Annotated in this window: 16 protein-coding genes and 1 riboswitch; all 16 genes read left to right on the top strand. The window is 30.4% G+C overall.

The genetic code is table 11. The features are described 5' to 3' along the window. Positions 1 to 24: 24 nt before the first annotated feature. The 16 genes from rny (at position 25) to glyS (ending at position 20407) form a co-directional block, all read left to right on the top strand. The gene (gene rny, locus H3N56_RS08370; protein ID WP_185880740.1) at positions 25 to 1590 is read left to right on the top strand and encodes a ribonuclease Y; all 1566 of its coding nucleotides are present in this window, start codon (positions 25 to 27) and stop codon (positions 1588 to 1590) included. A gap of 116 nt (positions 1591 to 1706) precedes the next feature. Next, positions 1707 to 2501 (top strand): TIGR00282 family metallophosphoesterase, encoded by a 795-nt coding sequence (locus H3N56_RS08375; protein ID WP_185880741.1) that lies wholly within the window; start codon positions 1707 to 1709, stop codon positions 2499 to 2501. 8 nt (positions 2502 to 2509) lie between these two features. Continuing rightward, on the top strand, positions 2510 to 3439 hold the full coding sequence (gene prmA, locus H3N56_RS08380) for a 50S ribosomal protein L11 methyltransferase (protein WP_185880742.1): 930 nt from the start codon (positions 2510 to 2512) through the stop codon (positions 3437 to 3439). 17 nt (positions 3440 to 3456) lie between these two features. Then, positions 3457 to 4119, top strand: a complete 663-nt coding sequence (gene cmk, locus H3N56_RS08385) for a (d)CMP kinase (protein ID WP_185880743.1) — start codon at positions 3457 to 3459, stop codon at positions 4117 to 4119. Positions 4120 to 4122: 3 nt separating this feature from the next. Continuing rightward, positions 4123 to 5358, top strand: coding sequence for a 3-deoxy-D-manno-octulosonic acid transferase (locus H3N56_RS08390; RefSeq protein ID WP_185880744.1), 1236 nt, complete (start codon positions 4123 to 4125; stop codon positions 5356 to 5358). A 16-nt stretch (positions 5359 to 5374) separates the two neighbouring features. Continuing rightward, positions 5375 to 6073 (top strand): tRNA (guanosine(46)-N7)-methyltransferase TrmB, encoded by a 699-nt coding sequence (gene trmB / locus H3N56_RS08395; RefSeq protein ID WP_185880745.1) that lies wholly within the window; start codon positions 5375 to 5377, stop codon positions 6071 to 6073. 19 nt (positions 6074 to 6092) lie between these two features. Further along, positions 6093 to 7373, top strand: coding sequence for an adenylosuccinate synthase (locus H3N56_RS08400; RefSeq protein ID WP_185880746.1), 1281 nt, complete (start codon positions 6093 to 6095; stop codon positions 7371 to 7373). Positions 7374 to 7482: 109 nt separating this feature from the next. Continuing rightward, on the top strand, positions 7483 to 7794 hold the full coding sequence (ylxM, locus tag H3N56_RS08405; protein ID WP_185880747.1) for a YlxM family DNA-binding protein: 312 nt from the start codon (positions 7483 to 7485) through the stop codon (positions 7792 to 7794). 14 nt (positions 7795 to 7808) lie between these two features. Next, positions 7809 to 9152, top strand: a complete 1344-nt coding sequence (ffh, locus tag H3N56_RS08410) for a signal recognition particle protein (protein WP_185880748.1) — start codon at positions 7809 to 7811, stop codon at positions 9150 to 9152. 52 nt (positions 9153 to 9204) lie between these two features. Then, positions 9205 to 9468, top strand: coding sequence for a 30S ribosomal protein S16 (gene rpsP / locus H3N56_RS08415; RefSeq protein ID WP_185880749.1), 264 nt, complete (start codon positions 9205 to 9207; stop codon positions 9466 to 9468). Positions 9469 to 9598: 130 nt separating this feature from the next. Then, positions 9599 to 11764, top strand: coding sequence for a Tex family protein (locus tag H3N56_RS08420; protein ID WP_185880750.1), 2166 nt, complete (start codon positions 9599 to 9601; stop codon positions 11762 to 11764). Positions 11765 to 11766: 2 nt separating this feature from the next. Next, positions 11767 to 14154 (top strand): ATP-binding protein, encoded by a 2388-nt coding sequence (locus H3N56_RS08425; RefSeq protein ID WP_185880751.1) that lies wholly within the window; start codon positions 11767 to 11769, stop codon positions 14152 to 14154. Then, complete coding sequence (gene ileS, locus H3N56_RS08430; protein ID WP_185881103.1) at positions 14154 to 16949, top strand: isoleucine--tRNA ligase; 2796 nt, start codon at positions 14154 to 14156, stop codon at positions 16947 to 16949. The genes H3N56_RS08425 and ileS overlap by 1 nt, the downstream gene beginning before the upstream one ends. Before the next feature lie 24 nt (positions 16950 to 16973). Further along, on the top strand, positions 16974 to 17441 hold the full coding sequence (lspA, locus tag H3N56_RS08435) for a signal peptidase II (protein ID WP_185880752.1): 468 nt from the start codon (positions 16974 to 16976) through the stop codon (positions 17439 to 17441). Further along, positions 17438 to 18307: a glycine--tRNA ligase subunit alpha gene (glyQ, locus tag H3N56_RS08440; protein WP_185880753.1), complete on the top strand. Its 870-nt coding sequence runs from the start codon at positions 17438 to 17440 to the stop codon at positions 18305 to 18307. The genes lspA and glyQ overlap by 4 nt, the downstream gene beginning before the upstream one ends. Before the next feature lie 27 nt (positions 18308 to 18334). Continuing rightward, positions 18335 to 20407 (top strand): glycine--tRNA ligase subunit beta, encoded by a 2073-nt coding sequence (gene glyS, locus H3N56_RS08445; protein WP_185880754.1) that lies wholly within the window; start codon positions 18335 to 18337, stop codon positions 20405 to 20407. 42 nt (positions 20408 to 20449) lie between these two features. After that, positions 20450 to 20535, top strand: a riboswitch (SAM riboswitch). Positions 20536 to 20577 lie beyond the last annotated feature (42 nt).

Below are 20577 nucleotides of genomic sequence, written 5' to 3' on the forward strand. Positions count from 1 at the left end.
AAATAAATAACGAAAGGAAGGAATATGAACGTTGTAATCGGAATAGGATTGGCAATAATCGGGCTAAGTATAGTTATAGCTATGCTATATAAAAAGTCTGTTATAGATAAAAAAATTACTGAATTGAACAATTTAGAAGATGAAAAAGTGAAGGCTAAATTAAAAGCTAAAGAGATATTAGAAAGAGCTGAAAAGGAAGCTATAGCAAAAGGGAAAGAAATAGAGTTAAAAGCTAAAGAATCAGCTTACCATATGAAAGAGGAAGCTGAAAAGGATATAAAATTAGCTAAAACAGATCTTTTACAAAAAGAAACAAGACTTACTAAAAAAGAGGAAACTCTTGATACTAAAATAGAGAAATTAGAGGTTAAGGCTGTAGAACTTGAAAAAACTGCTGAGGTTTTAGAAGTTAAAAAAACAGAGGTAGAAACAATAAGAATTGCTCAAGAAAATGAATTAGAAAGAATCTCAGGACTTTCAAAAAATGATGCTAAAGATATGTTAATATCTAAGTTGAAAGATGATTTAGTTCATGAAACAGCTGTAGCTATAAGAGAATATGAGGGTAAACTTGAAGAAGAAAAAGAAAGAATTTCTAAGAGAATACTTTCAACAGCAATTGGAAAGGCATCATCAGATTATGTTGTAGATGCTACAGTTTCAGTTGTTAATCTTCCTAATGATGAGATGAAAGGTAGAATAATTGGAAGAGAAGGAAGAAATATAAGAGCTATAGAAGCCCTTACAGGAGTAGATATTATAATTGATGATACTCCAGAAGCTGTTGTACTATCAAGTTTTGATGGTGTTAAGAGAGAAGTTGCTAGAAGAGCAATAGAAAAACTTATAACAGACGGAAGAATTCACCCAGGTAAAATTGAAGAAGTTGTTAATAAATCAAGAAAAGAAATAGAAAAGGATATCCTTGAAGCTGGAGAGCACGCTCTTCTTGAACTAGGAATTCCAGGTATGCATATCGAAATTATAAAAACATTAGGAAAATTAAAATATAGAACAAGTTATGGTCAAAATGTATTAATGCATTCTATAGAAGTGGCTAAACTTGCTGCGAATCTTGCTGCAGAGATTGGTGCAGATACAGCTCTTGCTAAGAGAGCCGGATTACTTCATGATGTAGGAAAGATTCTAGATCATGATATTGAAGCTTCACATGCTATTATAGGTGGAGAATTCTTAAAGAAATTTGGAGAAAAACCAGAAGTTATAAATGCTGTTATGGCTCACCATAATGAAGTTGAGTTTGAAACTGTTGAAGCAATACTTGTTCAAGCTTCAGATGCAATATCTGCATCAAGACCTGGAGCAAGAAGAGAAACTCTATCAGCTTACCTAAAAAGATTAGAAAGCTTAGAGGAAATTGCAACATCGTTTGATGGAGTTGAATCTTCATATGCAATTCAAGCGGGAAGAGAAATTAGAATAATAATCAACCCAGAAGTTGTATCAGATGACGCAGCTACTAAAATGGCTAGAGAAGTAGCTAAGAGAATAGAGGAAACTATGCAGTATCCTGGACAAATCAAAGTTACAATCATGAGAGAGACAAGAGCAGTAGAATACGCTAAATAGTAAATTAACCTCCATTGTAAAAACGATGGAGGTTTTATTTTGGAGTTTTAATTTTGAAGGAAAAATGTTATAATGTAGATTGAAAAAATTAAAGATTAATTAGGAAGAAGGGAAATATGAAAGTTTTAGTGATAGGAGATATAGTCGGAAACCCAGGAAGAAAAGCATTGAAAGGGTATTTAGATAAGAATAAAAATAATTATGACTTTATAATAGTAAATGGAGAAAATTCAGCTGCTGGTTTTGGAATTACTGGAAAACTTGCCGATGAAATGCTTAGTTGGGGAGTAGATGTTATTACTGGAGGAAATCATATTTGGGATAAGAAAGAAATCTATGAATACTTAGATAGAAGTGATAGAATTCTTAGACCATATAACTATCCAAATGGTGTCCCAGGATTTGGATATACTATAAAGAAAGATAAAAAAGGAAATAAAGTAGCTGTAATATCTCTTCAAGGAAGAGTTTTTATGACTCCTATTGATTGCCCATTTACAAAGGTAAATGAACTTATAGAAGAAGTTAGAAAAGAATGTAAAATTATAATAATAGATTTTCACGCAGAAGCTACATCTGAAAAAATTGCACTAGGAAAATATTTAGATGGAAAAGCTACACTGGTATATGGAACGCATACTCATATCCAAACTGCAGATAATAAGATACTATCAGAAGGAACAGGATACATAACTGATATTGGAATGACAGGATCAGATAATGGAATAATAGGAATGAAGTCAGAATCAATTATTCCAAAGTTTTTAACATCTCTACCTCAAAGGTTTGAAATAGCTGAAGGGAACGAAAGAGTTAATGGAATATCTGTAGAAATAGACGAAGAAGTTGGAGAATGTACAAGAATTGACAGAATAAACCTTTCTCTTTTAGAGTTAGGAATCTTTGAGTAGGTGATGAAATGAAAGTAGTAGAGATAAAGGTTATATTTGAAAGTGATGATATAGAAAAGGCACAAAAATCGATAGCAGATACTTTTTATGATTTTGGTGCAACAGGTCTAAAAGTTGACGAACCACTAAAAAATAAGAATCCGTTAGATTTTTATAAAAATGAGAAAGACTTTCTAATGGTAGATTATTCAATATCTGCTTACTTTCCACTGAATGCATATTCAGCAAGAAGAAATAAAGCTATAGAAGAAAAGTTTGAAGAAAAATTTGGAGATAGCGAAGAGCTAGTTTACTCTATAGATTTCTATGAGTACGAAGAGGAAGACTATCAAAATAGTTGGAAAAAATATCTTTATCCAGAAAAGGTAAGTGCAAAGTTTGTAGTTAAACCAACTTGGAGAGAGTATGAAGCTGAAGACGATGAGTTAATTATTGAATTAGATCCAGGTAGAGCTTTTGGAACAGGATCTCATCCAACAACATCTCTATGTCTAAAGTTAATGGAAGAAACAATAAAAGATGGAGATACTGTTATAGATGTTGGAACTGGTTCAGGAATCTTAATGGTAGCTGCTGAAAAATTAGGTGCTTCTGAAATTTACGGTACTGATATAGATGAATTAGCAGTAGAGTCAGCAAAAGAAAACTTAGAGCTTAATAAAATTGATGAAAATAAAGTAAAAGTGTATCTAGGAGATTTAATATCTGTAGTTAAAGATAAAAAGTTTGATGTAGTTGTTGCAAACATTTTAGCAGATGTACTTCTATTACTTTTAAAAGATATCTCAAAGGTTGTAAAAAAAGATGGATATATAATTTTCTCTGGAATTATAGACGAGAAGTTACCTCTGTTAGTAAAAGAAATAGAAGCTATAGGATTTGAAATAGTTGAAATAAAAGCCGATAAAGAGTGGAGAGCAATACTTATAAAGGCGTAATAGTTTTGGAGGGAAAAATGGAAGAATTCATAGTTGCTGTAGATGGACCTGCAGGAAGCGGTAAAAGTACTATAGCAAAGATATTAGCAAAAAATTATGGATTTACATATTTGGATACAGGAGCTATGTATAGAATGGTAGCTTTGTATGTCATAAAAAACAGTATATCTTTAGATGATGAAGAAAAAATATCTGATATATTAAAAGATATAAAACTTGATATAGTTGGGGAAAAGTTTTTTTTAAATGGCGTGGATGTTTCTCAAGAAATAAGAACTCCAGAAGTAGCTATCGCAGTTTCGCCAGTTTCAGCAATTAAAAAAGTTAGAGAAGAATTAGTTGAGCTTCAAAGACAAATAAGCAAAGGTAAAAAAGTGATATTAGATGGAAGAGACATTGGAACAGTTGTTTTTCCAAATGCTGACTTGAAGATATTTTTGATTGCCTCGCCAGAAGAGAGAGCTAAAAGAAGAGTTAAAGATTATGAGAGTAAAGGAATATCTGAAAATTATGAGGATGTTCTAAATGCAATAAAAGAAAGAGACTACTTAGATTCAAATAGAAAAGAGAGTCCTTTGAAAAAAGCTGAAGATGCTATCGAGCTAGATACAAGCCACTTAACTATAGTTGAAACTGTAGATAAGATATCAGAAATGATTAAAACAAAAATTGGTAGGTAGTATATGATTTATAATTTGTTAAGAATTATACTATATCCAATTTTAATTCTTACTAGTATTTTTAGCTTGAAGAAAAGACAGTTCTTTAAAAAAAGGTTATTTCAAAATTATGAATTTTTAAGTGGCAATAGGAAATATATTTGGATTCATTGTTCATCTGTTGGAGAAGTAAATCTTTCTGAAGGTTTGATAAGAAAATTACAAAATGAATTTGAAGAAAATATTCTAATGAGCGTTTTTACAGATACTGGATATTCAACGGCAAAATCTAGATATAAAAATAATGAGAAAATAAATATAATTTATTTTCCGTTAGATGATATATTCTTAATAAAAAAGATATTGAAAAAAATAGAGGTTAAATTATTGATAATAGTTGAAACCGAAATTTGGCCAAATCTTATAAAAGAGGTATCTAAGAAAAGTCCTGTTGTGCTGGTGAATGGAAGGATATCAGATAGAAGTTTTAAAAGATATAAGATACTAAAAAATATACTATCACCAATTTTGGATGATATCTCTCTATTTTTTATGCAATCTCAAGAAGATTCGAAAAGGATTATAGAGCTTGGAGCAAAGGTAGAAAATGTAAAAACTATTGGAAATTTAAAATTTGATATAGAATTTGAAGATTATTCTATTGATGAAAAAAATGAACTTAAAGATTTGATTGGAACAAATGGACGAAAAATATTTGTAGCTGGAAGTACAAGAGAGGGAGAGGATGAACAGATTCTATCTCTTTATAAAAAACTTTCAAAATATATTTTAGTAATAGTTCCAAGACATCTTGAAAGAATAGAATCAATAGAAAAAATGATTATAGATAACGGTTTAAAATATAAAAAACTTTCAGAAATAGATGGAAACTTAGAAGATAGTTATGAAGTAATTTTAGTTGATCAAATGGGAATATTAAGAAAATTTTATAGCATATCAGATATAGCATTTGTTGGTGGAACATTAGTTAATATAGGTGGACATAGTCTATTAGAACCATTGTTCTATAAAAAAACTCCAATTTTTGGTCCATATATTCAAAATGTAAAAGATATTTCAAAAGAAATATTAGAAAAGAAAATTGGTTATAAAGTTGAAAATGAAAAAGCGTTTTTGGAAGCTATAAATGAAGTTGAACAAAATAGTTTAGAAAATAAAAATATTAAAATATTTTTTGATGAAAATAGTAAAGCGGCAGAAAAAATTATAGATGATATCAAATTAAAATTAAAATATTAAAAATTATGGAGGAGAGATGTCGGAAAGATTAGAAGACAAGTTATGGAAACATTTTTTTGCCTCATCTAGGGTTCATTATAATCCTTATATGGTAAAATTAGTTGAGTTTCCAAATCATATAGTATATGATAAAGAAATAATGGACTCATACAAAAGTAAATGGAGAGAGTTTTTTAAAAATGACAATCCAATATATCTTGAAATAGGTTCAGGAAGTGGAAACTTCGCAATAGGAATGGCTGAGAGACATCCAGATAGAAACCATGTAGCTTTAGAACTAAGATTTAAAAGACTTGTTCTTTCTGCAGGAAAAGCGGTAAAAAAAGAGTTGGATAATGTACTTTTCTTAAGAAGAAGAGGAGAAGAGATAACTAATTTCATCGCTCCTGGTGAAATTGAGGGACTTTATATAAACTTTCCAGATCCATGGGAAGGAAATGAAAAAAATAGAATTTTACAACCTTCACTATTTAGGCTCTTAGATGTTATAATGAATGTAGGTGGAAAACTATTTTTTAAAACAGACCACGATCAGTACTATAGTGATGTCTTAGAATTTGCTAAAGATTTAGATGGATATGAGGTTGTGTATCATACTTCAGATTTACATTCTAGTCCTAAAGCAGTTGATAATATAAGAACAGAATTTGAAGATTTATTCGTTAATAAACACAACAAAAACATCAATTATATTGAAATAGAAAAAACTAAATAATGATTTGGAGGAGATTTTAATGGCAGGATATGTTGTAGTTGGAACTCAATGGGGAGACGAAGGAAAAGGTAAAATTATAGATGTACTTGGGCATAAAGCTGACTATGTAGTTAGATTCCAAGGTGGAAACAATGCAGGTCATACTGTTGTTGTAAATGGAGAGAAGTTTATACTTCACCTACTACCATCAGGGATGTTACACGGAAATGGTAAATGTATAATTGGACCAGGAGTAGTAGTTGATCCGAAAGTTCTTTTAAAGGAATTAGCAACATTAGATGAAAAAGGAGCTAAAACAAGTCACCTTTATATAAGTGATAGAGCTCACTTAATTATGCCTTACCACATTCAACTTGATATATTAAAAGAAGAAAAAAGTGGAGATAAAAAGATTGGAACAACTAAGAGAGGAATTGGACCATGTTATGCTGACAAATTCTCAAGAGTTGGAATCAGAGCAGTAGATCTTTTAAATATGGAAATTTTTGCAGAAAAATTAAAATCAAATCTAGATGAAAAAAATGAGTTATTTACTAAAATATATAACGCACCAGAATTAAACTATGACGAAATACTAGCAGATTACACTGAGTATTCAGAATTATTAAAGCATAGAATCATAGATTCAGTTCCTGAAATAAACGAAGCTTTAGATAATGATAAATTCGTTTTATTTGAAGGGGCACAAGCTATGATGCTTGATATAAACTATGGAACATATCCTTACGTAACTTCTTCTTCTCCAACAAGTGGTGGAGTTACAACTGGTGCTGGAGTATCACCTAAGAAAATAGACAGAATAATTGGAGTTATGAAAGCTTATACTACAAGAGTAGGAGAGGGACCATTCGTAACTGAGCTGGATAATGAATTAGGAGAAACTATCAGAAAAACTGGTGGAGAGTACGGTGCTACAACTGGAAGACCAAGAAGATGTGGATGGTTAGATCTAGTTGTTGGAAAATATGCAGTTGAAATAAACGGACTAACAGATGTTGTAGTTACTAAAATCGACGTTTTAAGTGGATTAGATACTATCAAGATTTGTACTGGATACGAAATAGATGGAAAAGTGTACAAAACAGTTCCAGCAGCTACTGAGATATTAGCAAGAGCTAAAGGAATTTATGAAGAACTTCCAGGATGGACTGAAGATATTACTCAAATAAAAGAGTATGATTTACTTCCAGAAAATTGTAAAAAATACTTAAAGAGAATGGAAGAGATTTTAGGATGTCCAATAACTGTTGTTTCAGTTGGACCTGATAGAACTCAAAATATTTTCTTAGGGGAAATATAGTTTTTGAGGAGGAGGAATTTTTCCTCCTCCTTTTTAAAAAGTCAAAAAAGTGTAAAGAAAAAGTCCTTGACATAGTTTTAATAATTGGATATAATATGTGGGTGATATTATGGAATTAGATGAGATGTTAGAGGTTTCAATACTTTTAGATTATTATAAAAATTTGCTGAGTGAAAGACAAAAAGAATACCTATTAGAACACTTCGAAGAGGATTTATCATTGTCTGAAATAGCTAAGAGACACAGCATAAGTAGACAGGCTGTTTATGATAATATAAAACGTGGAATAAGAGTTCTTAGAGAATATGAAGAAAAAATAGGATTTTATAAAAGAGAACAAGAATTATATGAAGAGTTACAACAACTTAAAGCTAATTTTACAACTGAGAAGTTAGATGAAATTATAGAAAAGATCTTTTAATTATAGAGGTGACTATGTTAGATAATTTAGGAGCAAGATTCCAAGATATCTTTAAAAAAGTAAGAGGTCATGGAAAACTTAGTGAAAGTAATATAAAAGAAGCTTTAAGAGAAGTAAGAATGTCTCTTTTAGAAGCTGATGTAAATTATAAAGTTGTTAAAGATTTTATTAATAAAATACAAGAAAAAGCTATTGGTTCTGAAGTTGTTACTGGCGTTAATCCTGGACAGCAATTTATAAAAATTGTTAATGATGAACTTATTGAACTTCTTGGAGGAACTAACTCAAGATTGACAAAGGGAGTAAGAAACCCTACAGTAGTGATGTTAGCAGGTTTACAAGGAGCAGGAAAAACAACATTTGCAGCAAAATTATCAAACTTCTTAAAGAAAAAAGGAGAAAAACCTTTTATGATTGGAGCCGACGTATATAGACCGGCTGCGATGAAACAATTGGAAGTTTTGGGAAATCAGATTGGAGTAGAAGTTTACTTCGAAGAAAATAGTAAAGATGCAGTTGGAATTTGTGAAAGAGGATTAGAAGCTGCTAAAAAAGCTAACGCAACATATCTTATAATAGATACTGCGGGAAGATTACATATAGATGAAAAGCTAATGGATGAATTAAAAGATATAAAGAAAATAGTAAGACCTCAAGAAATTCTTCTTGTTGTGGATGCTATGATTGGACAAGACGCTGTTAATTTAGCTGAATCTTTTAATAATGCATTGAGTATAGATGGAGTTATTTTAACTAAGTTTGATGGTGATACTAGAGGTGGAGCAGCATTATCAATTAAATCAGTTGTTGGAAAACCTATAAAATTTGTAGGAACAGGTGAAAAAATTGAGGATGTGGAACTTTTTCATCCTGAAAGATTAGCATCAAGAATCTTGGGAATGGGAGATGTAGTTTCTCTTGTTGAAAAAGCTCAAGAAGCAATTAATGAAGATGATGCAAAGTCATTAGAAGAAAAAATTAGAACTCAAAAGTTCGATTTGGACGACTTCTTAAAACAATTGCAAAATATAAAAAAATTAGGACCTCTTGGAAACATCTTAAAAATGTTACCTGGTGTAGGTCAAATTGGGGATTTAGCTCCAGCTGAAAAAGAAATGAAAAAAGTTGAAGCGATAATTCAATCAATGACTAAAGAAGAAAGAAAAAAACCTGAGATACTAAAAGCTACTAGAAAGCAACGTATCGCAAAGGGAAGTGGAACTGAAGTTTCAGATGTAAACAAACTTCTAAAACAGTTTGAACAGATGAAGGAAGTAATGAAAATGTTTTCAACAGGAAAGTTTCCACAGATGCCTGGAATGAAGGGTGGAAAAGGTGGAATGAAATTTCCTTTTTAATCAGATAGATACTAAATAATTTAAAAATAATAAGAAGGAGAAGTGATTTTATATGTTAAAATTAAGATTAACTAGAATGGGAAGCAAAAAAAGACCGGTATACAGAATAGCTGCAATGGAAGCTTTATCAAGAAGAGATGGAAAGGCTGTAGCTTACTTAGGTAACTACTTCCCATTAGAGGACTCAAGAGTAGTTCTTAAAGAAGAAGAAATAATCAAGTTCCTTATGAACGGAGCTCAACCAACTAGAACAGTTAAATCTCTATTAGATAAAGCTGGAGTTTGGGCAAAATTCGAAGCTGCAAAAAAGAACTAATTAAATAATGATTGTAAGAGGCTTTATACATCTGTATAAAGTCTCTTTTTTTCGCTGTTTTATTAGACAATGCTTCTTTAAATATGGTATAATAGTATCAGTTTTATTTATAAAATGTTGGGGGGATAATATGGAAAACCTCTTTAAAATAGTGGCAAAAGAAATGGGGTTAAAGCTTCAACAAGTTGAAAATACAATTCAACTTTTAGATGAAGGATCGACTGTTCCTTTTGTATCTAGATATAGAAAAGAGATGACAGAAAATTTAGATGAAATACAAATTTCTAAAATACTGGAATCAATTACTTATTTGAGAAATTTAGCAAAAAGAAAAGAAGAAGTAATAAGATTGATTGAAGAACAGGGGAAATTAACAGATGAGTTAAAATCTGAGATATTATCTGCTGAAAAACTTCAAGTGATTGAGGACTTATATTTCCCTTATAAGAAAAAAAGAAAAACAAAGGCAGATATTGCAAAAGAACAAGGTCTAGAATCACTAGCAGACAGTATATATAAATTGGAAGATAAAGAATTAGTGATGGATCTTGCAAAACAATTCTTAAACGAAGAGGTTCTATCTGTAGAGGATGCACTAGAAGGTGCAAAGTTGATAGTTGCACAAAATATATCTGAAAATCCTTTGTACAGAGAAAGAATTAGAGAAATAATGCTAAAGTCTGGAGTTTTGAATTCTAAAGAAACAAAAAAGGCCAAAGAGTTAGATCCTAAAAAAATATATGGAGACTATTATGAATATTCGGAACCCGTTTCAAAACTTCCAGCTCATAGAATATTAGCTGTAAACCGTGGAGAAACAGAAGATATTCTTAATGTTAATATTTCATTTGAAGATGCAACTAGAGACTTTATAGAAAAAATTATATTGAAAGATTTTAAAAATAAAGGATTAGTTGAATTACATTCTGAAATTATAAAAGATTCGTTAAATAGATTAATACTTCCATCTATTGAAAGAGAAGTAAGAAATATTTTAACAGAAAAATCAGAGGTAGAGGCAATAAGAGTATTTAAGGAAAATTTAAAAAATCTTTTAATGCAACCACCTTTAAATGCTAAAAACATCCTAGCTTTAGATCCAGGTTATAGAACTGGTTGTAAAACAGCTATAATTGATAAGAATGGATTTTATAGAGAAGATACGGTTCTTTATCTAGTAGAAGCTATGCACAATGATAGACAGTTGCTAGAAGCTGAGAAAAAGATTCTTGGATATATAGAAAAATATGATATAGATATAATAGTTATAGGAAATGGAACAGCTTCTAGAGAAACAGAAAGCTTCGTAGCAAAAGTTTTAAAGAAAGCTAATAAAGATGTTAAATATCTGATAGGAAATGAGGCAGGAGCATCAATTTATTCAGCTTCAAAGATAGCTTCAGAAGAGTTTCCAGATTTAGATGTAACTGTTAGAGGAGCTATATCTATAGGAAGAAGAATTCAAGATCCATTGGCTGAGCTTGTAAAAATTGATCCAAAATCCATTGGAGTTGGGATGTACCAACATGATGTAAATCAGAAGAAGTTAGATGAATCTTTAGATGATGTTATAGAATATGTAGTTAATAATGTTGGAGTAAATGTAAATACTGCATCATGGGCACTTCTATCTCATGTATCTGGGATAAAGAAAAATATAGCTAAAAATATAGTGGATTACAGAAAAGACACGGGTGAATTTAAAGAGAGAAAAGAATTACTAAAAGTAAAAGGTATAGGTTCTAAAGCTTACGAGCAAATGGCTGGATTCTTAATTATACAAGATGGAAAGAATATTTTAGATAATACAATAATCCATCCAGAGTCTTATAAAATAGCAACAGAAATACTTGAAAAAGTTGGACTGAATCTAGAAAAATATAGAAATAATCTAGCAGATGCAAGAGAAAAACTAAAAAGTTTTAACTATGAATCATTTGCAAAAGATAATTCATATGGAGAAGCTACGGTTCAGGATATATACCAAGCTCTTATAAAAGATAGAAGAGATCCAAGAGATGAATTCGAAAAACCATTATTAAAAGTTGACATATTAAAAATAGAAAACTTAAAACCAGGCATGGAATTAGAAGGTACAGTTAGAAATGTAGTTAAATTCGGCGCTTTTGTAGATATTGGCTTGAAAAATGATGCTCTAATTCATATCTCAGAAATTTCTGATAAATTTATAGATGATCCAAGTAAAGTGCTTTCAGTGGGTCAGATTATAAAGGTTAAAATAAAAGAGATAGATAAGGAAAGGGAGAGAGTAGCGTTAACTAAAAAGGGGATGTAAGAATGAAGATAAAAAATGATTCCCTTCTTCTTAAAATTGTATTTTATAATGATATAGCCATAATTCTTACATCGATAATGATAACAATGGTTCTTACAGCTATAACATTTAAAGATATGGAAGATAAAGTAATAAATGAAGCTAGAAATAAAATCGTGCTTTTATCGAAAGGGTATCAAGGGTATTTAAATAAAGCTAGAGACGATGCATTTCAAGTTTCTAGAAGTATTGGGGAAGATGTTGGAACATATCAACAAATTGCTGATACAATAAAAGAGGAGCTCAATAAAAAGAATTTTAAAAATTATTATGATTCAGTTGTGACAATTGTATCTGAAAGTGGTGAAGTATTAGGAGAAGCCGGAAATAAGAGTATCTTACAAACTTTGACTTCAAATAATACTGGATTATTATTGAAAAACATCACTAAGAAAGAGTATGAAGATACAGGATATTATTTAGTTAAGTTAAATAATGATATCTATGCAAGAATAGCTGTTCCTTATTATCATAATAATCAAAAGAATTATTTAGTAGTTACTGCTCCTATAGATTTTGCTTTGCTTCAAAGTTTGAAAAACTTTTTAGAATTAAGTCATAGAGATAGAATCTTTCTATTGATTGAGAATGAATTTGATAAAGGTGATTTAAATCTTGAAAAGGGTGAAGTCTTTCTAAATAAAAAAGTTTATGATGACTTAAAATTACGAGAGTATAAATTTTATTATAAAAATAAGGATATAAATAATAAACCATATTATATGGCTCTTTACACACTAACTAACTATAATAATGAATATATTGGAAGTTTTGGAGTCGCGATTTCAAAAGAACCAATGATAAAAACAAAAGCTATGGCAGCTATATTTATCACAATTTTAGTTATTATAGTAACAATAGTAAGTTCAACTATTACCAGTAAAATATTTAGAAAATTACTGGAACCTCTTTCTAATATAGCTGATATTGCAGATAGAGTGAGTGGTGGAGAGTATGATGTAGAAATCCCTATTGAAGGATCAGGTGAGCTAAGGACACTTTCTAATTCTTTTAAGAAGATGCTAATTGAAATAGTTAGTACGCAGAAAACCTTAAAAAACAAAAATGAAAAACTTCAAGAAAATTTAGAGAGAATAGATGCTATTGATAAGCTACTAATAGGAATCCATATTGAAGAGGATACCTCAAGTACTGTAAAAGATTTAATATCGGCTTTCACATCTGAAATAGGTTTAGGTTATAGTAGAGCAATGTTCTTTAGGTATAGCAGAGAAAAGGATTATCTGATTGGAGAATACACTTCTATAAATAGTATCATTAAAGATCAAAAAGATGATATTTTAAAAGAGAGAGAAAGCTGTAATGGCTTTGGATTCCAAGTAGAAGATATACAAGAACTTATTACATTTATGAAAATTCCTTTCAAAGATAGCAATCTACTTAGTAGAGCTCTCATGGAAAGAAAAATTATTTATCATAATGATAAGGGATATAAGTATGATTTAGGTAATGATCTTTTAAAAAGTTTAGGATTAAATAATTTCTTGATTTTCCCAATTTATAATAAGAATAGATATTCTGGAGTTATTCTAGTTGATTATTACACAAGAGATAGAGTAATTTCATTAGAAGAAGTCGAACTTCTAAATCTTTTATCTATGAACATATCTGTTCGTATGCAAAATAAGATTTTGGAAGAGGATAGAATAGATAATGAAAGAGTTCAAACTATTGAAAAAATAGCAGAAAGATTTTTAAGTGTACGTGGAGATACTTTAAAAAGAATACTAGAGATACTTGAAAGTGGAGAAACTAGTGATAAGATAAGAGAAAATCTTGAAGTACTAAAACCAGATTTGGAAAAGATAGAAAGAGAAAATTGTACATTAAAAGCATATTCAAAAATTAGAGAAAGCACTTTCCAACCTTTAAGTTTAGACTCATTGGTATTAGATGCTATTGAAAAAATAAAAGAGCAGATTGAAGGTCAGGGAATTACACTTTCACTGTTTACTAATTATAGCGGTAAAATATTAGGAGACGCTTATAGTTTGAAAAAAGCTATAGTGGAGATAATTGAAAATGCATGTGATGCACTAAAAAGATCAAATCAAGAGAATAAAAAAATAAATATAACAATATCGAAAGATAGAAAAATAGAGAAAATAAAAATAGAGATAGTTGATAATGGTATAGGAATGACACCTATGCAATTAAAAAATATATATGAACCATTTATAAGCTATAAAGAAAATACTCCAGGACTGGGACTTTCATTTGTGTATAAAATAGTGAAAGAACATATGGGAGTAATAAAGTTTTTTTCAAAGTATAATCATGGAACTGAAGTTAAAATAACATTAAATTCATATAAGGAGGAAAATTTATGATGGCGGAAAAGGATTACGGAGCAACATTAAACCTTCCGAAAACTAGTTTTCAAATGAAAGCTAATTTACCGAATAAAGAACCAAATATTTTAAAAAGATGGAATGAAGAAAAAATATACCAAAAGGGGCTTACAAAGTTTGATAAAGATTTCATATTGCATGATGGACCACCTTATGCAAATGGTGGAATTCATATTGGGCATGCTCTTAATAAGATATTGAAAGATATAATTTTAAAATATAAGAGATTATCAGGGTACAATGCTCCATACGTTCCTGGATGGGATACTCATGGTCTTCCTATAGAGCTTAAAGTTAGTGAAGAGCTTGGGGAAAAGATGAAAGAGATGACTCCAATTGAAATAAGACAGAAATGTACAGAGTACGCTAAAAAATGGGTAAATGTACAAAAAGAACAATTTAAAAGACTTGGAATTTTAGGAGAATGGGATAATCCTTATTTAACATTAAATCCAGAATATGAAGCAAAACAATTAGAAGTATTTGGAGAACTTTATGAGAATGGTTATGTATTCAAAGGATTAAAGCCAATCTACTGGTCTCCAGTTACAGAAACAGCTCTAGCTGAGGCTGAAATTGAATATAAAAATCAAATGTCTCCATCAATATATGTAAGAATGGAAGCTAATAAAGATTTACTTGATAAAATAGAGTTTACTGAGCCTGCGTTCATAGTAATTTGGACAACAACTCCTTGGACACTTCCAGCAAATGTGGGAATTTCATTAAATCCAGATTTCGAGTATGGATTATATAAAACTGAAAAAGGAAACTTAATTTTAGCTAAAGATCTTGCTGATAAAGCATTTGCAGATATGAAAATAGAAAATTATGAGCTTATAAAAGAGTTTGTAGGTTCAGATTTAGAAAATACAACTTACCAACATCCATTCTTAGAAAGAACTGGAAAAGTTATATTAGGAACTCATGTTACAGCTGATGCTGGTACAGGAGCAGTTCATACAGCGCCAGGACATGGTCAAGATGACTATGTAGTTGGAGTTAGATATGGATTACCAATAATTTCACCAATAAATAATAAAGGTGTTCTAACAGAAGAGGCGGGACCTTTTGCTGGATTATTCTATAAGAAAGCAAATAAAGTTATCATCGCTCACTTAACTGAAACTGGACATTTACTTAGCCATAAAGAGTTTGAGCATTCATATCCTCATGATTGGAGATCAAAAACTCCAGTAATATTTAGAGCTACTGAACAGTGGTTTATAAGATGTGAAGGGTCAGATTTAAGAGAGAAAGCTCTAAGAGCATTAGATGATGTTAAGTTTGTTCCTGATTGGGGAAGAAATAGAATTGGATCAATGTTAGAGTCAAGACCTGACTGGTGTATCTCTAGACAAAGAGCATGGGGAGTACCAATTCCTATATTCTATAACGAAGCTACAGGAAAAGAAATATTTGAAAAAGAAATACTAAATAGAGTAATTGAACTTGTTAAAAAGCAAGGAACAAAAGCTTGGTTAAAGTACACTGCTGAAGAGTTAATTGGAGAAGAGTTATTAGAGAAATATAACTTAAAAGGTGTTGAATTAAGAAAAGAAACTAATATAATGGACGTATGGTTTGATTCAGGAGTTTCTCATAGAGCAGTATTAGAAACTAGAGAAGGACTTCATAGACCTGCTGATTTATATCTTGAAGGATCAGATCAACATAGAGGATGGTTCCAAACATCACTTCTAACATCTGTTGGTTCAACTCATGATGCTCCTTTCAAAATGTTATTAACACACGGATTTGTTAATGATGGAGAAGGAAAGAAAATGTCTAAATCTGTAGGAAACGTAGTTGCTCCTGAAGATGTAATAAAAGTTTACGGTGCAGATATCCTTAGATTATGGTGTGCTTCAGTAGACTATAGTGAGGATGTTAAAATTTCTGATAATATCTTAAAACAAATGGCAGAAGCTTACAGAAGAGTAAGAAATACAGCTAGATATATTTTAGGTAACTCTTCAGACTTTGATCCTAAAGTAGATTCAGTACCATATGATGAGTTAACAGAAATAGATAAATGGGCTTTAAATAAATTAGAAAGATTAAAGAGAAATGTTACAGAATCATATGAGAAATATGAATTCTACAATTTATTCCAAGAGATACATTACTTTGCTGGAATAGATATGTCAGCATTCTACTTAGATATAATTAAAGACAGATTATATGCTGAAAAAGCTGATTCAAAAGAAAGAAGAGCAGCTCAAACAGTTATGTCAGAAATCTTAATAACTCTAACAAAAATGATAGCTCCAATACTTTCATTTACATCAGAAGAGATATGGGATACACTTCCAGAAGTTTTAAAAGACTCTGAATCAGTTCTATTATCTGATTGGTATTCAAATAACGATGTATATTTAAGAGATGATTTAGAATCTAAATGGGATGAAATCATGAGAATTAGAAAAGAAGTAAATAAAGTTCTAGAAAAAGCAAGACAGGGAGAAAACAAAATAATTGGAAACTCTCTAGATGCTAAAGTAACTATATTTGCAGACGATAAAAAAATAAATGATTTCTTAGTTGAAAATGCTGAGATACTAGCGGATGTATTTATTGTTTCAGAACTTGAAGTAGCAAGTATTGCAGACGAAACATTTACTCAAGGAGAGGAATATCCAATAGTATTTATTAAAGTAACTCATGCTGATGGAGAGAAGTGTGAAAGATGTTGGAAGTATTCAACAGAGATTGGAACTAGTTCTGAGCATCCAACTTTATGTCCAAGATGTGCTGGAGTACTAGAAAACTAATTCTAGATTTTTAAGGAGATTCCAATGCCATATGTTTTATTAATAACATTTTTGATTATAGTGGATCAAATTTCAAAATATGAAGTTCATAAAAGATTTTTTCAAGGAGAAACTCACCCAATTATTGGGGAGTTTTTCCATTTAACATATGTTCAAAATAGAGGAATAGCTTTTGGATTTTTTCAAGGCAAACTTGATATTATAAGTGTTTTAACAATAGTGGCAATATTAGGAATTGGAGTATATTTTTATAAAAATTTTAAAAAATTGCCAGTAATGGAAAAGTTAGGATATAGTTTCATATTAGGTGGAGCTCTTGGAAATATAATAGATAGACTCTATAGAGGGTTTGTTATAGATATGATAGATTTTAGAGGTATATGGACTTTTGTATTTAACCTTGCAGATGTTTGGATAAATATAGGAGTTATCTTTATACTATTAGATAGTTTTATAAAAGAAAGAAGTAAAAAACAGGAGGAAATAAAATGACATTTCAAGAGATGATATTTGCTCTTCAACAGTATTGGAGTTCAAAAGGGTGTATCATCGGTAACCCTTACGATATAGAGACAGGAGCGGGAACATTCAATCCAAACACATTCCTTATGTCTTTAGGACCTGAGCCTTGGAACATAGCTTATGTTGAACCATCAAGAAGACCTAAAGATGGAAGATACGGAGAGAATCCAAATAGAGTTTATCAGCATCATCAGTTCCAAGTTATAATGAAACCATCTCCATCTAATATTCAGGAGCTATATTTAGAATCTTTAAAAGTTCTAGGAATAGAAACTGAAAAACATGATATACGTTTTGTTGAGGACGACTGGGAATCACCAACTCTAGGAGCTTGGGGATTAGGTTGGGAAGTATGGTTAGATGGTATGGAAGTAACACAGTTTACATATTTCCAACAAGTTGGTGGATTAGAGTTAGAAATAGTTCCAGTTGAAATAACTTATGGACTAGAAAGATTAGCTCTTTATATTCAAAATAAAGAAAATGTATATGATTTAGAATGGGCTCCAGGAATTAAATATGGAGATATGAGATATCAGTATGAATATGAAAACTCAAAATATTCTTTTGAAGTTGCAGATTTAGATAGCCATTTCAGATGGTTTGACGATTATGAGAAAGAAGCCGATAGAGCTTTAAACGAAAATTTAGTTATGCCAGCATATGATTATGTATTAAAGTGTTCTCATGTATTTAATGTTTTAGATTCTAGAGGAGCAATTTCTACAACTGAGAGAATGGCATACATATTAAGAGTTAGAAATCTTGCAAAGAGATGTGCAGAAGTATTTGTACAAAATAGAAAAGATTTAGGATATCCTCTACTTAAAAAGTAGTAAGGGACATGACAGGAGGAAAAATAAGTGAGATTACTTTTTGAAATAGGAATGGAAGAGATTCCTGCAAGATTCCTTGGTCAAGCTTTAAAAGATTTAAAGCATAACTTAGAAGGAAAATTAAAGGAAAATAGAATTGCTTTTGATGAAATAAAAACATTTGGAAGTCCAAGAAGGTTAGTCCTTTTAGTTGAGAATTTATCTGAAACTCAAGAGGATTTAAACATTTTAAATATGGGACCTGGAAAAGCTGTAGCATTTGATGCTAATGGTGAAATATCAAGAGCTGGATTAGGATTTGCTAAATCTCAAGGAGTAGAAGCTAAAGATTTAGAAATAGTTGAAACTCCAAAAGGTGAATATATAGCAGTTAGAAAATTCATGAAAGGTGACGAAACTTCAAACCTTTTATCAGATCTTCTAAAATCATTAGTTTTAGAGTTAAATTTTGCTAAATCTATGAAATGGGGAGATAAAAAACTTAAGTTTGCAAGACCAATTCAATGGTTTGTAGCTTTAGCTGATAATAATGTAGTTGAATTCGAAATCGAAGGAATAAAGAGTGGAAATGTTTCAAGAGGACATAGATTCTTTGGTTCTGAATTTACAGTAAATACAATAGATGAATATTTTGCAAAAATTAGAGAAAATAATGTAATAATAAGTACAGAGGAGAGAAAAGACCTTATAAAATCTCTTATCAATCAAAAATGTATAGGAAAAGATGAACAAGTTATAATTGACCCTGAATTATTAGATGAGGTTGCTAACTTAGTTGAATATCCATTCCCTATAGTTGGAACATTCAATTCTGATTTCTTAGAAGTTCCACAAGATGTACTTATAATATCTATGCAGGTTCACCAAAGATATTTCCCTATCTTGGATATGGATGGAAAGCTTCTTCCTAAATTCATTGTTGTGAGAAATGGAATAGATTTCTCAGAGCAAGTTAGAAAAGGAAATGAAAAAGTTTTATCTGCAAGACTTGCGGATGCTAGATTCTTCTATCAAGAGGATTTAAAGAATCCATTAATAAATAATGTGGAAAAATTAAAAAATGTTGTATTCCAAAAAGACTTAGGAACTATCTATAATAAGATAGAGAGATGTAGTAAAACTGCTGAATATTTAGCTAAGGAACTTGGAATAGAAGATAGAGCAGAAAATATTCAAAGAACACTTCTTTTATGTAAGGCAGATTTAGTTTCTAACATGATTGGAGAAAAGGAATTTACAAAACTTCAAGGATTTATGGGGGCAGATTATGCTCTAAAATCTGGAGAGGATTATTTAGTTGCTAAAGGAATAGAAGAGCACTATTACCCAAGATTCCAAGGAGATAAACTTCCAACAGAATTTGAAGGAATGGTAGTAGGAATATCTGATAGATTAGATACTCTTTGTGGATGTTTTGGAGTTGGAATTATTCCAAGTGGTTCAAAAGATCCGTTTGCACTTAGAAGATCAGCTTTAGGAATAGTAAACATAATATTAAATTCAAAACTTAATATATCTTTAAAAAGTTTAGTAGAAGAATCTATAAATAATTTAGAGAGTTCAGGAGTACTAAAAAGACCAAAACTTGAAGTATGTGCTGAAGTAATGGAGTTCTTTAAACAAAGAGCTATAAATGTATTCTCTGATATGGGATACTCAAAAGATATTATTCTTGCAGTGTTAGATAGAGAATGTGACAACTTAATGGATGCATTATTAAAAATTCAAGCTTTAGAGAATTTCTCTAAAGAGGAAAAGTTTAATAGCTTAGTTGGAATTTTAAAAAGAGTAGGAAATATATCTAAAGATCATAATGAAACTCAAGTAAATCCTGAATTATTGAAAGAAGAGATAGAGAAAGAACTTTATTCAAAATCACAAGAGGTAGCTCAAATAGCTGACTCTCAACTTTCAAATAAAGAGTATACAAGCTACTTAAATACTATTCTAACTACTGAATCAGTTATCAATAAATATTTTGATTCTGTAATGGTTATGGATAAGGATGAAGCTATTAAATCTAATAGACTTTCACAACTGAAATTCATTTCAGAAATCTTTAATAGAGTAGGAAATCTAACTTTAATAGAGGAAAAATAAAATTGACAAATTTTGACGAAAATGGTATTATATCGTTGAACAAAATCATCAAGAGAGATTGAGGGACTGGCCCTGTGAAATCTCAGCAACCTGCTATATGTGTGGTGCTAATTCCAGAAAGATGAAGCCATGGATTTGAACTTTAAGCCTTCTATCTTTCTGATAGAGGG

This window comes from Cetobacterium sp. 2A, assembly GCF_014250685.1.
GTDB lineage: Bacteria > Fusobacteriota > Fusobacteriia > Fusobacteriales > Fusobacteriaceae > Cetobacterium.